The sequence below is a fragment of the Rhodohalobacter sp. 614A genome (assembly GCF_021462415.1).
Classification (GTDB): Bacteria; Bacteroidota; Rhodothermia; order Balneolales; family Balneolaceae; genus Rhodohalobacter.
Genome location: NZ_JAKEDS010000003.1, coordinates 559245 through 575329 on the forward strand (window position 1 = coordinate 559245; position 16085 = coordinate 575329).

The following is a 16085-nucleotide window of genomic DNA, read 5'->3' on the forward strand; positions in this document are numbered from 1 at the left end:
ACCGATGCCTGAAATAGTTATTGACGGACAGACATACGAATTTGAAGGAGATAAAATGCTGCTTCAGTTTATCCAGGATCTCGGAAAGGAAGTGCCGTTCTTTTGCTACCATCCGGCGATGTCGATTCCGGCGAACTGCCGCCAGTGTATGGTAAAAGTCGGTCAGTATGTGAAAGACAAAGAAACGGATAAGTATGAGTTGGATGATAATGGCGAAAAACAGATCCGCTGGTTTCCAAAACTTCAGACATCATGCAATCTGAAAATGACTGACGATATGGTGGTTCATACCCAGGAAACAGATGATCTGGTAAAACGGGCTCAAAAAGATAATCTTGAATTTATATTAATAAATCACCCGCTGGATTGCCCGATTTGTGACCAGGCCGGAGAGTGTCCGCTTCAGATTCAAACCTACAAATACGGACCTGAAGGAAGCCGCTTCGAGGTCAAAAAAATTCATAAACCAAAACGTGTTCAACTTGGCCCGAGAGTCACGCTGGATGCCGAACGCTGTATCAACTGTACGCGATGCACCCGGTTTACACAGGAAATCAGCGAGACTCATCAATTGACAATCACCTCACGAGGCGATAAAAACTACCCGGCCACAGCTCCCGGCGAAACGTTTGACGACCCATATTCCATGAATACCATCGATATCTGTCCGGTGGGAGCACTTACATCATCAGACTTTCGATTCAAAGCACGGGTTTGGGAAATGAATCAAACGCCAAGTCTCGATATCACAAATGGAAAAGGTTCAAATATTGATCTCTGGACGCGCGACAATTTGATCTTGAGAATCACACCACGGCATAACGAGCATGTAAATGATCACTGGATTCCAGATGAAGCGCGTGATGTGTACAAGCTTTTCAATGAAAACAGAGTTTCGAGGCCCGTTCAGAAATTGGATGGCGAACAGATTTTATCATCCTGGAATAACGCGATTGCGACTTTCTCAGAGCAAATTGCAGAAACCGATAATAAGAAAATTTTGATGATCGGAAGTCCACACGCGTCTGTTGAGGAGAATTATGTTTTTGGCAAATACGCGAATCTTCTTGGAATCAACCCGCCCGTTTTTACACCTGATATTGAAGAAGGACGGGGAGATGACTTTCTGATTACGGATGATCGGGCGCCGAATACAAACGGTTGTAAACTTCTCGATTTTAAAGAAGAGGATGAAAAATCAATCAGAAAATCAGTCAAAAATGCCGACTTGGTCATTATTCTGAGTGATCACCTGATGGATCGGGGAATTCTGTCCAAAGAAGATTTTGAGGGTAAATTTGTAATCGTTCTCGGAACCAATCATACCAAAACAACCAAAGCAGCCAACTTGGTGATACCGATTACCTGTATTGCCGAACACGCAGCCAGCTATGTAAATCTGGACGGACGCATTCAACGAACACTTCCTGCAAAAGAAACAAAGTATACCAACCGCCGGATTGATTTTGAAATGTCTGAAGGCAGAACGGACCGGTACGGCACCAATTTTGATAACTGGCGAAGCGAGGAGAATAAAATCGACTGTTTGCCGGTCTGGAAGTTCATGGCGCAGGTCGCCGAACACAGCGGATTGAATGTATCATTTAACTCCGGACGTGAAATCATGGAGGAAATTTCAGAATTAAATGAAGCTTTCTCCGGTGTCAGTTATCCGGCGATGGATGATAACGGAGGCATTCAGCTTTCGGTTGAAGGAAAGAAGAAAACAAAAGCTTAGAAATATAATGAATCAGTCATTCTGAGTATAACTTCGGATGACTTTAACAAGACTAACTATGGCAGAAGTTACCACAACGTCTTTCATTGTGTTGTTTACGGCACTGTTTATGTTGTTGAATTCAGCAGCACTTGCAGTTTATGCTGAGCGAAGAGTCGCAGCATTTATTCAGAATCGTGTGGGACCAAACCGGGTGGGGCCGCTCGGACTCTTTCAACCACTGGCCGATGTTGTAAAACTTCTTTTGAAGGAGGATGTAACTCCAGCAGAGGGCAACAAAGTGATCCATACCTTTGCTCCTATGATCCCGGTTGTTACCGCTCTTATGACGGTAGCCGTTCTTCCTTTTGGTGAAGGACTTTATGCCACCAATATAAATGCCAGTGTACTCTACCTGCTTGCTGTCGCCTCATTAGGCGTATATGGTGTTACGCTCGGAGGATGGGCATCCAACAGTAAATATTCGCTTCTCGGTGGATTGCGTGCCGCTGCCCAAATGATTAGTTACGAACTTCCGCTGGGAATGGCCGTGGCCTCTGTTGTAATCTTTGTAGGATCTCTCCGGGTTGTTGATATTGCCGCTTACCAGGAAACCTGGTGGTTTGTATTTCTGAACCCAATCGGTGCGATCATTTTTATTATTTCGGCTTTTGCTGAAAGTAACCGAACGCCGTTTGATTTGGTGGAAGCCGAGCAGGAACTTGTCGGCGGATTCCATACGGAGTACAGCTCCATGAAATTCGGCATGTTTTTCCTGGCGGAGTATATGCATGTAGTGATTAACTCCATGCTGATGACTACCTTTTTCTTCGGAGCCTATCACCTTCCCTTTGCCGGTTACTGGCTGCCCGAAATGCCCGATTTCTGGAAAGCAATTCTGGATGTGAGTGTATTTACGGCTAAAACCGTATTCTTTGTCTTCCTCTTTATCTGGGTCCGCTGGACAATCCCAAGATTCAAATACAACCAGGTCATGAAATTGGGATGGTCACGGTTGTTGCCGATTAGCATTATCAACTTTTTCGTGATTGCGGCGATATTATACTTTATCGTCAACTAATCCAGGTCGCTTCACCAAAAACCTCACCTCAATCATACGTTTGCAGTTCACTCATTTTTGATGAAAGACGTATGATTCTTTATATGCCGGAATATTTATTTTTTTATCTTAACAATCGTTTTGTAAAGGATTTTCAACCCCTGCGATATTCAATCCATGCCCTTACTTAAGAAACCACTTTTTAAAAAGTTTGCAGACTTTTTTACCCCTTCTGCAAATGCCGATAAAAATTGTATCGGAGTTTTTATTTCCATCCCAAAAAATGGAACGTATACCGTAAAAAATCTCCTGAAACTGAATAAACTATCTGACAGGAAATACGATGATATTATCATTAACAGGAAACATGAAAGAGGTTCGGTCCTCCAAAAGAATTACAATTTTGAAAACCTGTTTGTATTCTGTTTTGTGAGAGACCCGTACGACCGGACAATCTCGTGGTATGAATATCACAAAGGGCGGAATTTGGAACCTTATACCTCTCTCTCTTTTGAAGAATGGATCCGCGAAGGCATGCCTCACCATTGGACAATTTTAAAAGACTCTGACTGGGAAAAAGAAAATATCTCTCCCCTTCTTCAATATAATTTCATTTCGGATTGCAAGGTTGATTTTATCGGACATACCGAACATTTCGAACGGGACATGAAAACTATCATCGAAAACCTGAATCAAAAATTATTGGATTCAGGCCGTGAAATTGAATTTGAATTCTCCCAGGTTCAAAAAAATAAAAGTAACAGGTTAGCCGATATTGACCACTATTTTACCCCGGAAACCAAAAAGATAGTATCAGAAATCCTACATAAGGACTTTGAATATTTTGGATATGACAAATAGGTCCGGGATGTAAATTCAGTTATTCCTTTAATCTGTTTTTCTTAACCGTTTAATCATTTTGATGAGCGGCCAGATGATCAAAATGGCGATGGCAATGGAAAGAACAAGCGTTAATCCTTCATTTACCAAATCCGGATAAAACAGTCGGGATATTGCTTTGAGGACATTCGTAACGCCGATCACCAATGTGATAAAAACAACGATTCCCATCGCCCAATTGTAGGGTTTTGAGTTGATCTGTTTTCCCAGCAATTTGGCATTGTTCACCATCAAAAACAGAAAGATGGCAATCAATGGCAACACAATTCCATTTAAAGCCTGTGCTAAAATAATGGCTGGAATCGGTTGTACCTGTAGAATTCCAAAAAGCGTACCGATACAAATGACGCCTATCCATATCAGGCGGTAGTACATACCTTTGGCTTCCCATTTTTTATTTCCCCCACCCCAAATACTTTTTGCGGTGATGGATGCAGCAAGCGGAGCGGTTAAAGAAGAACTGAATCCAGCCGCCATCAAACCAAAAGCAAAGAAAACTCCGGCCCAGCTTCCCAGTTCATCTGACAGTGTTTGAGCGAGGCGTTCGAATGAGAATGCTCCGGTAATATTTGTACTTACAATCAGAACGGCAATAGATATTATTCCTCCCAAAACAATGGCCAGCGTTAAGCTCACACGCATCTCTTTCAGGGTTTGATTGTGTGATAATCCCGATCCCAAAAAAATATTATATGGCACAACGGTGGTTCCTATCAGGCCCAGTACAATCAGTTCCGATCCTGGAGGAAGCTCCGGAACAAAACTTCGTTGAAGAACTGTGCCCCATTCCGGGCCAATAATAAAAGCCGTGGATAAAAAACAAAGGCCCATCAAGGCAACAATTCCACCCATTACCTGGGCGATAACTTCCGTAGAGCCGAACCATAACAGCAATGCGGCGCCGCCGCCCATTAAGAGTGTACCCCAAATAGCGGCATTATCAAAAATGAGCAGAATGCCAGAAATTCCTCCCAGAATATTTCCGGTTTCGTAGGCTGCGCACCCAAAAATGATTGAAAAAGGCACCAGCAAAATCAGCACTTTCCCAACCGAAGAATCACTAAAAAAAGTTTTTAAAACCTGGCCTAAATTCTTTCCTGAAACGATCGTTAGTCTTGCACTTGCTTCCTGTAAAACCACGCAGGCAAAGGTTGAAAATACAAGTGCCCAGATAAGACTGTATCCGAAACCGGCACCCGCAGATGCCGCCGTTGTGACCGTCCCAGGACCAATAAAAGCGGCTGACAACACCGACCAAAACAGGATATTCAATAACCGATGCTTCATACTGTAGCTTCTTTAGCCTTTGGATTTTTTTGAATAGCGGGTTCCGTTTCCAGAGATCCGTAACCTCCGCCGCCCGGAGTGTGCAGGATAAAGCGGTCGCCTGCTGCAAGTTGTCTTCCATCCACAGAAGATAATTCTTCTTTCTCGCCACTTTGTCTAACCACCCATTGATGGCCTGTTTTTCCCGGTTCACCGTCTTTTAATCCATACGGACCTTCTTTGCGGTGTTGTGTTAACACCGACAAACTTACCGGTTCCAAAAAGGTCATTTCTCGAACAATTCCATCTCCACCGGTATGCTGTCCTTTTCCACCGGAATCTTTTCTTACCTGATATAAATCCAGACGAACCGGGTAACGATATTCAAAAACTTCGGGATCAGTTCCGCGGGTATTCGTCATATGCTGGTGTACGGCATGGCAACCTTCGAAATCCGGCCCCGCGCCGGTTCCGCCGCCAACCGTTTCGTAGTATCCAAAATTGTCGTTTCCAAACAGAATATTGTTCATGGTCCCCTGGCTGCACGCCGCACGGTTGAACGGTTTCAGAAGTGTATCAACCAACCGCTGACTGATTTCAATATTTCCTCCTACAACCGCCGGACATTTGGCCGGATCTTCATCAAAAACAGGATTTAATAAACAGGTCGGTAGATGGATGGTTACAGGATCGAGGAGTCCTTCGTTTAACGGAATCGGTTTGGAGATCAACATTCTCAACACATACATCACCACACTATTTACAATAGCTGGGGTGGCATTCAGGTTATTCGGATGGACATCACCGGTTCCTGTAAAATCAATCGAAACATGTTCATCTTTCACAGTCAGTGTTGCAACCAATGGGGTTCCATCATCTAAATATTCCGTGCTTTTATAGACGTTATTTTCAATTTCCCGCAGCATACTTTTCGACATGGAAGATGCGTGCTCTTTGAGTTCATTCATGTAATGACGAACTTCATCCGAGCCATACAAATCCACAAGGTTTTCCAAAGACTGAACGCCCCTTCGGTTTGCAGCTACAGCGGCACGCAGATCTGCAATATTCTCTTCAACATTTCTGGTGGGATATCTGCCGCCAAGCAACACGTTACGAATGTCTTCCCATTTCGGGTCACCGTTTTTCACCAAATACATGGGGGAAATGGTTACGCCTTCCTGCGCCAGATTTGTTGCATCCGGAGGCATAGAGCCCGGTCTTGTCCCTCCTATTTCGGAATGATGAGCCCGACTGGCAGCGTATCCGATCAATTGATCTTCATCTACAAAAACGGGTGTAATAACCGTTACATCCGGCAAATGAGCCCCTCCGTAAGCCGGATGATTGGTGACTATTACATCGCCCGGTTCTATTTTCATATGTTCTTTGATGCTCCGTACGCACATTCCAATTGCACCGAGATGAACCGGAATGTGAGGAGCATTTACCACTAATTCGCCTTTTTCATTCAGCAGTGCACAGGAAAAATCAAGTCTCTCTTTTACATTTACGGAGAGGGCTGTTCGCTGAAGCATTTCTCCCATCTCCTCCGCAATGGACGTAAACCGATTGGTAAAAAGTTCAAGCTTAATCGCTTCCGGTTGAGAGAAAGAAATCAAACTTGATGACTCCTCACTTTTTTCGAGTTTCAGAGTTAAGTTCATATCCACTTTGGCTTCCCAACCCGGTTCAATAACAATCGTACTTAGCGGATCTAAAACCAATGCAGGTCCTGAAATCAGATGTCCTGGACGAAGCTGGGCACGGTCGAATAACTCGGTTTCAATCTTTTCACCGTTAAACCAAATATCTTTCGACTGAACCGCAAGAAGTTTGGATGTTGAGGGCGGCTCATCCGGATTTTCAATGGTTACCTGTGTTGAGGCAACAACACGTAGTGATTCCACCTCGATAGATAATCCATCAATCCAATGGCCGTACCGTTCCTGGTAAAGTCCATAAAACAGATCTTCGACCTTTTCATCTTTATCATATTCAACGGAAAGAGTGGATTCCTGGCCTTCAACTCTCAAAAAAACAATTCGCCTTCTGATAAAGATTTCATCATTCTTAATATTTTGCTCTTTCAATTCCTGAACGGCCTGCTCTTCCAAATCAGAGAACAGTTTTTCCAATTCTGATTCTGTTTCTTCCAGCGGCTGAAGCAATTGTTTTTCAGCGAAACGTTCCACCACAGCATGACCCAGGCCATGCGCACTCAAAACACCGGCTTCAATCGGGACCACAATATTTTTCATCTCAAGCCGGTCTGCAATCGCACAACAATGTTGACTTCCCGCTCCACCAAACGAAACCAATGCGTAGTCCTGTGGATTATACCCTTTTCTCAACGATATTTTTTTGATGGCATCCGCCATGCGTTCATTGGCGATACTTAAAAATCCCTCTAATACAACTTTGGGATCAACTTCTTTAGCCTCTGCTTCACTGACCTTCGCCACAATCTGGTCTAACTGATTTTTGGCATCCTGAATGGAAATTGGGATTCCGAAATTTTCGGGTGCTAAACGTCCCAAAAGTAAATTGACATCCGTAATGGTCAGCGGTCCACCGGCACCGTAACACGCCGGTCCGGGATAGGCCCCTGCACTTTCCGGGCCAACACTGAGCGTATATCCATCAAACGAACAAACAGAACCGCCACCTGCAGCCACGGTTTCTATGGACAGTGCAGGAGCGACCAAATGGGCATCCCCTACTTTATGCTCAAATGCATATTCATAATCGCCGCCGTAACGGGCTACGTCCGTGCTGGTTCCTCCCATATCAAACGAAATAATATCGGAGAAACCGGCCTGTTTGCCCACCGTAGATGCGCCCACAACACCACCTGCCGGTCCACTTAATAAACTGTCTTTGGGATAGAATCTTTGATCACTCACCAATCCGCCGGCGCTGGTCATCACAAATAAATTTCCGTCTGTGAGGCATGATTTTACCGACGAAATATATTCCCTGATGATCGGATCGAGATAGGCATTAACCAGCGTAGTTTCTGCACGTGGCAATATTTTGATGAAACGGCTCAGCTCACTCGATAGCGAGATGTATTCAAATCCTTTTTGGGATAACCAGTTTTTCAGTTCCTTCTCATGATCCGGATTTTTATAGCTGTTCATCAATGCTACGGAAATGGATTTCACTCCTTTTCGCAAAAGATCGTCCACAGCTTCCTCCATTGCGCCCAAATCTAATTGGGTTAATACCTCGCCATTAGCATCCATCCGCTCAGGCACTTCAATGGTATAAGCATATAAAGACTGTGGTTTTTCGATATTCAAAGAAAAAAGATCCGGCCGTTGTTGCGTACCAATCTCTAACAAATCTTTAAATCCCTTTGTGATGAACAAAGCCGTAGGTGAACCATTCCGTTCTAACAAGGCGTTTGTCCCGCGGGTAGTTGCCAAGCGCATGTTCATCGGAGGCAGATTTTCATCCAATAAGGTGCCAGTTACCAAACGTGCCGCTAAAATGGGCGCTTCCTCTTTGGTAATCACCTCAAACCCCACACCTTCCCACGGAATATCATCTGGCAGGGGAGAATTTACTTTCAGCAGTGATTCCTCAGGATCAAAATGAATCACTGTCATGTCATCACAGGCTTTGTTGAGTAACCGAAAAGTAAACCCTTTCACAAAGTTTAAAGGAGCCGACCAATCCTGTGAAATCAGAAATGTATCCGGAGAAAGTACCTGCTCAATGGAGCCCCGCAATGAACTATTACTGAGGACTTTTGTTCTGATTTTCTGTCCTTCCGGAGTGATGGCGATACAATCGGTAAATGTACCTCCCGTATCAACCCAAATATTCCATCGTTTATCGTCTGTACTCATACTGCTTATTGTAAAAATTTGGTGGCATTAATGGTAATAGTTCTGCTGTGGGCGCATTTTTAAATAATCTGCCTGATGATCAACGTACATGTTCAGATTCCTTCTTTCCTTCGGGAATACGACCTCTGCCTGGGATCATATCCTTTCAACATGATCAACATAGTAAGAACAGGTCATAAATCTACTGGTTTTCGGTGGTAGCGAGATAATAAATCGCATACGTACCCAACCAATGTGTTCCCAAATAATCTGTTTTATATAAAGAGTTGAATCCTTCCTCAGCATGGTAGTTTGCTAATTTTATATACAGCTCTTTCCGGGGATCATTCTCCGGCAAAACACTGGCAATTTGATTGAACGCACCGGCCCGGTAAAATGCCAGGCCAACCAGATGCGATTTCGCTCCCATCAGGTCATTTTCTTCTTCAGTATCTTCACCGTCCTCGTTCTCTCCATTTTCTTCGTCTGAAGGACTTTCCTTTTCAAACATAATTTCCGGAACGGTTCGCAGAGAACGAAACCCTTCAGAATATGGAGCAGGCATAAAAGAGTTAAACCAGTCATAAAATTCTTGTTGAGGCAAAACAGAACTCATCAAGACAGCTTCGGCAAGGCAGGGCGATAGAAAATCTGATCCAGAAGGTTCATACGATGCCGGGCATTGGACATCATCCATGAAAAACCGCCGTGAATGTTTATCTATAGCTTCCAAAAGTGGTTCGCCATTGGCATTAACTGCATAATCATGCATCATCTTCAAAGAAAATGCTGTGTTGCTGTGCGTTCCAACCCGTATCGGATAGTCCAGTCTTTCCAGGTAGGAAACCATGTTTTCTGAAAAGTATTCCACAAGAGGTTTCATTGCTCCTGACCACTCATCGGCTTTTTCATGATCCCAATCGAAAATTTCATCGTACAGAAACATGTACCAGGCCCAGCCATACGGACGTTCAAATCCGCCACGGGCGATCTCTTTGAAAAAGTGTAATTCACCTTCTAAACTGGATTCTGAGAGATGATTATCCAGTTTTTCTTCAATAAGACCGCCGACGGCCATTTCCGGAAATTGCTTGTAAGTGCGTACCATTGTCCAGGTAGAATTCACGGCCGAATGCCAGTCAAAACATCCATAAAACGATAGCGAATCTTCAAAAGCCGGCTTAAGCTGTTCGGTGCGTTCATACAGATATCCCTGGTAATTCGATTTCGTCTGAGGACGGTCAATACAAGAAAGAGGAAGAGCGGCCAACGAAACGGCGGTTACCAAATCCAGTTCAGGAGTTTCCGAAACGGGTATTTGATCCATCACTTGTTGAATTTTCTCCCTATCACTTCCGGTAAATGTCAGTACACTATCGGGAGCAGTAACAGAATCCGTCTCTGTTCCCGGTTGATCTGAATTATTACAGGAATAAAAAACAAACAGAGCTGCTAGCAGGAGAATATTTTGTAAGTATTTCATCTTCAAATATGTTAATTGCTGAAAAAGGACTGTTACTCTTCCACCTCGGAATGGTATTTCTCATATAAAGAATCCGGAAGTACAGGTTTTACTCTGTATTTACTTCTGAGGAATCGGTCGCCCACACTTTTGGATGTGGTTGTTGTATCAAACTTTCCATTGTACAAATATTGAAGAGCGCCGGTACTGTGGGCAACTCCGGCAGCGGCATTCATCTGCATCCATTCTCCAGCGGCCGGTTCATCCGGAGCTTCCGATACCAGTGAAAAATAGGTGATTCTCGGATCGCGGTACCCGTCTCCTGTATTTTCAATTCCTTTCAAAGGCGCATTCACCCAGATATCATTCATATAAAATTCGCCATAGGCATCTTCCTGCGAACGATATTTTTTATAACGGGTCTGCATTTCAAGATTCACTTTTCTCATTTCGGGAACGGCATCCACGTGAGCCGAAATGGAATCCAACAAAGCAAACGAGAGATCTTTACTGGAAGAAAAATCTTCATGATCGTACCAGCTGAATCCTGTCAGAAAATATCCTCGTGGGATCCAGTAGTTGTTGGACCTCGGACCTCGATCACGGCTGCTCATCCACGCGCTATATCCGGCAAAATATTGGACCCATTCGTGCGGCGGATATCCATGCATGTTGATATACACATCCGGCAGCCATTCTTCCTGTACTTCGCGACGAACTTTTGCTACCTCGTAACGTGGATCCAGATTGTTTTGATCACGGGTAATATCCACAGCAAGCGGCCCAAGATATCCGGCATGATGCATGTGGTACGGGTTGATTTTATTTAGATCCACAGCAAGATTGGCGCCATCCGGATTGGTGATGGGATGGAGCACCAAATTCACTTTGTTTAAATATTTACTGTATTCAGGATCGGTCGCTGCTTTTTCCGCAAGCTTCAGAATATGGCTTGTACTTGAAAATTCGTTGGCATGCTGCCGACCGGAAATAAACAGCGTCGGTTTCATCGCATTCAATTTAGCCTGCGAAATATACCTGGATTCCGTCGGAGGCAGCAGATCCATCACGTATACTTTTTCGCCCAAAAGGGATGTTGCTGCATAATAGACCTGGATGTTATCAAACGTGTTTAATTTCGAGAGAATCTCATTCGTTTCTGCGGGAGGAATGGGCGTGTCCCACTGCACAAGATTCTGTCCTGAATATTCGAAGTTTTCATCGTATGGAGCACTTCGAACAATCGGCTGAGCTTCACTCGTTTGAGTCAGCGTTTTCTCAGAAATCCAGCCGGTACTGTCTTCAAGAGCAAACCGGAATGTGATATTTTTAATGCCTTCAACGCTTAGTGAAGAACTAAATAAATTATTCTCCCGGAGTTTTTCATGAGCATTCAATATCCCCGTCAGGCGCTCCGAAGAAATAAATACATTGTCTATATAAGATTCTGAACCTCTTGCTTTTAGCTCTTCATATGGATTTTCCTCCTTGTCTACATCCAGCTCAAAAATCAGGTTTGCAATCTCTTCATCAGCACCAATTTCCAAACCGGTAAGCGCGGGTTCTTCAACTTGAATATTCGGAAGTTCATAATATAATTCCTTCGTTTCATGATCTTTCTCTTTGTAACGAAGAACTACTTCGGGACGGCCTTTCTTTTTACCTGTAAAATATATTTTTGCATGCCCAGGCTTTCCGTCTTCGGACGGCATGATATACGGTAAAATTCTTCCGGGATAACTCAGATCACCTACACCGTAACGGTTTCCAATCAAATCAAAAAACAGGATCGTTTCGAAGTAAATATCTTCATGAAGTGCCTCAAGAGAAGAAATCTGCTCTTCAAGAATTCCAAGTCTGTAGTCCGGTTCACTGAGTGTGATTTCAAATTTCAATTCATCGAAATAAGGAGCGAGATCGGGATCAGGTTTTCCATCCTGAATATCCATCACATAATCCAGCACTTTTTGATAAGTGTCGGTTTGCATATGGTCCCAGAATCGTTCCAAATCGGTTTTGATTCGGTCATCAGCAATCTTTTCACCGTCAATTTCTGCCGTCAACCAGCCTGTAGTTACGCGAAGAGAATCGTACTCCGGAAACAGATCGAAATAGGGACGAATAACATATTTGGGGTCGAATACGTCAGAAAAAACAGTCTCCCCTTTTTTGTCGAAGGCTTCAAATGTATAGGTGTGATCGGGTGAATAGACCGGTGTGAATGAGACATCAACACTGGAAATATCAAGCTCATTTTCCAGGAAAGTGTCTATCGGGTAAATTTCCTGTAACCATCGCGTTTTGGAAGCAGATGTCTGCCATTTGATCTCTTCGGAATCCCGCAAATGTTTATACTGAATATTGATGGAATCCACTTTTTCGTCCTTGAGCTGAGGAATCACGACATTTTCAATCCAACTGAATCCCTGTTTGTAGGCATTCAAAACCTGCACATCTATATCCTCTTCGGAAACACTCTTTTCATTGAGTTTGTCATAAATCTGTTCTTTGATCTGCTCCCGTATTTCAGGTGATTCACTAACCCTAAGAACAATCGATCCTTTTGAATTTTCTGTGATGTTCGGCAGCACGTCTGCGTTAAACATCTCCCAAAAATCATTCACTTCCCATGGAATTGTAATCTCTTCCGAGAAGATCGGTTCATCAACTCCAAACCCTGTTTTATAGGTTTCCACATCAACCTGGTTTACAGTAACCTGATTCTGAACACGCTGAGAAATAAAGGAATCTAAACCCTCCGGAATTTCTTTGGCTGCCAGTTCTATATCGAGATTTTCAAGTTCTTTTCCTTCAAGACGCGAAAGCCATGTATCCAGTTTTTCAATACCGTTAGCTACTTGTCCGGCGCCTGAAATTCCCTGGAAAAATCGTCTCGCTTCGGTTTGAACTTCTTCCAGTGTCACATTTCCTTTTCCAAAATCCCACACATAAGGCAGATGATGCGTCATATAGGTTAGAGCGGCACTTAATTGTATCTCATCGCTTCCTGTAATAATGAGTCCGTTGGTTTCTTCTCCGAACATTTCTTCACGGATTTCAATCCGCCCATTTTCGCTGGATGTCAGTGAATCGTCATCGGCCAGTTTTCCCTTAATTCGGTCTGTCACACCCACCAATACCGGAAATCCCTGAGAGCCAAATGTATCCATTTCATTGGCCGGAAATACGAATGGAAGTTTTAATCCGGCTGTTTCAAATCCTGCACGGGCAGCAAAGTTTATGAACTCCACCGGACTCTCCGTTCCCGCGTAGGCAATGTAAGAGCGGCTGTCATCCGGAACTTTGTCTTTATTGGTATCTGTATAAATTCCGCTGATGGTATAGAATTCAGAAATATCAAAAAATGCAGAAGCGGAAGATGAATGATCACCACCATTTCCTTCGCTCTGGGGTTGGGTGCTATCCGATTGGAAGGTGAGAATATTCGCATCCTGAAAGTTCAGTTCGAGCTGATAAATACCGCTTCCCAATAATTTCTGTTTCCACTCTGTCCTTTCATCCGATGATAATTGATACTCCTCCTCAAAAATATCCCCGCTGCCGGTAATGGTGGCAAACATTTTGGTAATTCCTTTTTTTCCACTGCTCACAATCATTTTATCAAACAGGATATCTTCAAACTCTATCTCCTTGTCTCCGAGCAGGGTGAGGATTTTTTTCTTAAATCCTTCCAAATCATAATTCGAGTTTCCATCAACCGCAGGATACATTCCACTCAGGTAGTTCGATGCTGCCAACAATCCCGTTGCGTCGTAACCTTTAACAGACAGGTCAGAATCTTTCAGTTGAATAAATCCCTGCCCCGGTGCAAGTGAAGTGCTGTTTGCATCCGGATCGATCCAAATAGCAATTTCCCCTTCTTTTGCAGAATATCCGTTTTGGAAACGTACCAAATCCAAATCCATGGCAGTCGTTTCAAAACCGATGCGGGCGGCTATATTTGATGCCGCAATAATCTGGGCTTCCGTGGGTTTATCGGGCAAAATGAGTTTACCATTAACCTTATCAATCAATGAATCGGATGTGGTATCAAACAACATATATCCGGGAGAAAAAATACCGGATAAATCAGACGTGTTTTGAGTTGCAAAAGCAGTCCCAAAATGTGTTAAAAATGTTATGACAGATATTAAAACCAGAGAAAGTTTATTCATAAGTATTGTTTTACCGTTCAGAAAAATTGGTGTGTGGATCAAGTGATGATCCACACACCAGTGTTAGGAGTTATGAGGTCTTAACTCAACTACTCTAACTTTAACCAAAAACCATGTCGTGGATGATCACGAATTATTGATCCCACCAAACGTGCGTTGTTAAATCATCCGCACCATTCAGATTGGAAACGGCTTGCGAAAGATTATCTCCGTTTAACGATTGTTCACTTAACGGATAAATCCACCGTTTGGGAACTTCATCAAGAAGAGCATCGCGTCCCGGTTCCAATACGGGATAATTCAATCGTTTCCACTCGTGCCAGCCTTGCACGCCCTGGTTGTAAAACTTAATCCATTTCTGAAGGCCAATCAGTTCTCTCCATTGTGATGGATTCCAGGCCACACCCGGCTGCTGAAGATATTCGGCGATTTCCTGGTCTGTAATGCCGGAAGGAAATTCACTTTCTTTCAAACCAAGTGTGTTATAGGTATCATCTCCGGGAAAACTGCTTAAAACGGCATCCAATTTCTCCTGAGAATACATATGCATATTGGCTGTAATAGCTTCTTCGTATAAATCACCTGCTGATTTTCCGGGGACATCCAGCCAGCCTCTTGCGGAGGCTTCACTAAATATGAAGAGAACTTCGGAATAGGTCATAATCACACCGGGTGTTGTGGGAGCCACGAAATATGCCCCGATGGGTGATACGTTGCTGTTGGTGTATCCTGCACCTTGCTCTAATCCAACCGGTAAGCCTATGATTTCGCTTGTCTGGCCTGTGGGCGCTGCGTATATCCGTAACCTGGGATCGTTCAAAGCCGATAAATTATCCACAACTGTGGCACTGACTTTATCATCTTCCCGAAGGCGGTACTGTTCATTATCCGGATGGTTGTTTGGATATTGCAGATAGGGTTTTAAAGCGTTGTCAGAATTACTTTCAAAGTATCCGCCCGCCGTATAAACTTCCTGAATACCGGCTTGTGCCACGCCTGGTTTCACTTCAGATAATCTCATATAAACCCGAAGTTTTAGCGAGGTAGCAAACTTTTTCCATTTGGTCATATCACCGTTATAAATCAAATCTTCGCTGCCAAACGGACTGGAAGACTCATCGATTATATTGATGGCATGATCTAATTGTACGATCAAATCTTCATAAATCGACTCCTGTGAATCATACTTTGGGTTGATCACTTTCTGTTCCAGAGGTGCATTTCCCAGGTTCGCTTCTGTGTAGGGAATATCACCCCAAAGGTCCGTCATATTTTGAGCAATCCATGTTTTTAATATCACTGCGATTGCCTCCTGATTGACATTATTGGTCTCCTCAGCGGCAATTTCTATCTGATTTAAATTTTCCAGGATATTGATATAGAACGTAGACCAATGTCCGTTAGAACTGGAAGGGCTGTAATCATAAATCCCAGAACTTGCGTACAGAAGATTCGAATAATACTGTACGTACAAATTGCTGATATCCAGTCCGCCAACGCTGAGGTCAACGGCGGCCTCTTCGGCGTAAGGAAGCACATATCTTGCATCTGCCGTTGGATTCGCATTGGGATTGGAATTGACCTCCTCAAACCCGTTGTCGCAACTTATCATCCCAAAGAACGAGATTACTATAACTATTGCTGTTGGTGTGTTTATTTTTTTGAACAT

8 protein-coding genes are annotated in these 16085 nt (G+C 43.6%); 3 read left to right on the forward strand and 5 right to left on the reverse strand.

What is annotated here, in order from left to right:
• Positions 1–4: 4 nt before the first annotated feature.
• The 3 genes from L0B18_RS16300 to L0B18_RS16310 all read left to right on the forward strand — a co-directional run bounded on the left by L0B18_RS16300 (position 5) and on the right by L0B18_RS16310 (position 3638).
• On the forward strand, positions 5–1738 hold the full coding sequence (locus L0B18_RS16300; protein WP_234572867.1) for a molybdopterin-dependent oxidoreductase: 1734 nt from the start codon (positions 5–7) through the stop codon (positions 1736–1738).
• Positions 1739–1796: 58 nt separating this feature from the next.
• A complete protein-coding gene (gene nuoH / locus L0B18_RS16305; RefSeq protein WP_234572868.1) occupies positions 1797–2798 on the forward strand; it encodes an NADH-quinone oxidoreductase subunit NuoH in 1002 nt (333 codons plus the stop codon).
• Between the two features lie 156 nt (positions 2799–2954).
• Positions 2955–3638 carry a sulfotransferase family 2 domain-containing protein gene (locus L0B18_RS16310; protein ID WP_234572869.1) on the forward strand — a complete coding sequence of 228 codons (684 nt, stop codon included), beginning with the start codon at positions 2955–2957 and terminating at the stop codon, positions 3636–3638.
• Between the two features lie 27 nt (positions 3639–3665).
• On the opposite strand, the gene L0B18_RS16315 is transcribed toward L0B18_RS16310, so the two are convergent.
• From L0B18_RS16315 to L0B18_RS16335, 5 genes are all read right to left on the reverse strand, one after another.
• Positions 3666–4964, reverse strand: coding sequence for an NRAMP family divalent metal transporter (locus L0B18_RS16315; RefSeq protein ID WP_234572870.1), 1299 nt, complete (start codon positions 4962–4964; stop codon positions 3666–3668).
• Entirely contained in the window at positions 4961–8800 is a 3840-nt protein-coding gene (locus tag L0B18_RS16320; protein ID WP_234572871.1) for a hydantoinase B/oxoprolinase family protein, read from the reverse strand. Before L0B18_RS16320 ends, L0B18_RS16315 begins: the two co-directional genes overlap by 4 nt.
• 181 nt (positions 8801–8981) lie before the next feature.
• Positions 8982–10262 (reverse strand): DUF2891 family protein, encoded by a 1281-nt coding sequence (locus tag L0B18_RS16325; RefSeq protein ID WP_234572872.1) that lies wholly within the window; start codon positions 10260–10262, stop codon positions 8982–8984.
• 32 nt (positions 10263–10294) lie between these two features.
• Positions 10295–14416, reverse strand: coding sequence for a M14 family metallopeptidase (locus tag L0B18_RS16330; protein ID WP_234572873.1), 4122 nt, complete (start codon positions 14414–14416; stop codon positions 10295–10297).
• A 133-nt stretch (positions 14417–14549) separates the two neighbouring features.
• Positions 14550–16028, reverse strand: a complete 1479-nt coding sequence (locus L0B18_RS16335; protein WP_234572874.1) for a SusD/RagB family nutrient-binding outer membrane lipoprotein — start codon at positions 16026–16028, stop codon at positions 14550–14552.
• Positions 16029–16085 lie beyond the last annotated feature (57 nt).

Bases quoted from the DNA above. Each gene is read 5' to 3' on its own strand.
- L0B18_RS16300 (WP_234572867.1), top strand. From the start codon at position 5: ATGCCTGAAATAGTTATTGACGGACAGACATACGAATTTGAAGGAGAT.
- nuoH (WP_234572868.1), top strand. From the start codon at position 1,797: ATGGCAGAAGTTACCACAACGTCTTTCATTGTGTTGTTTACGGCACTG.
- L0B18_RS16310 (WP_234572869.1), top strand. From the start codon at position 2,955: ATGCCCTTACTTAAGAAACCACTTTTTAAAAAGTTTGCAGACTTTTTT.
- L0B18_RS16315 (WP_234572870.1), bottom strand. From the start codon at position 4,964: ATGAAGCATCGGTTATTGAATATCCTGTTTTGGTCGGTGTTGTCAGCC.
- L0B18_RS16320 (WP_234572871.1), bottom strand. From the start codon at position 8,800: ATGAGTACAGACGATAAACGATGGAATATTTGGGTTGATACGGGAGGT.
- L0B18_RS16325 (WP_234572872.1), bottom strand. From the start codon at position 10,262: ATGAAATACTTACAAAATATTCTCCTGCTAGCAGCTCTGTTTGTTTTT.
- L0B18_RS16330 (WP_234572873.1), bottom strand. From the start codon at position 14,416: ATGAATAAACTTTCTCTGGTTTTAATATCTGTCATAACATTTTTAACA.
- L0B18_RS16335 (WP_234572874.1), bottom strand. From the start codon at position 16,028: ATGATAAGTTGCGACAACGGGTTTGAGGAGGTCAATTCCAATCCCAAT.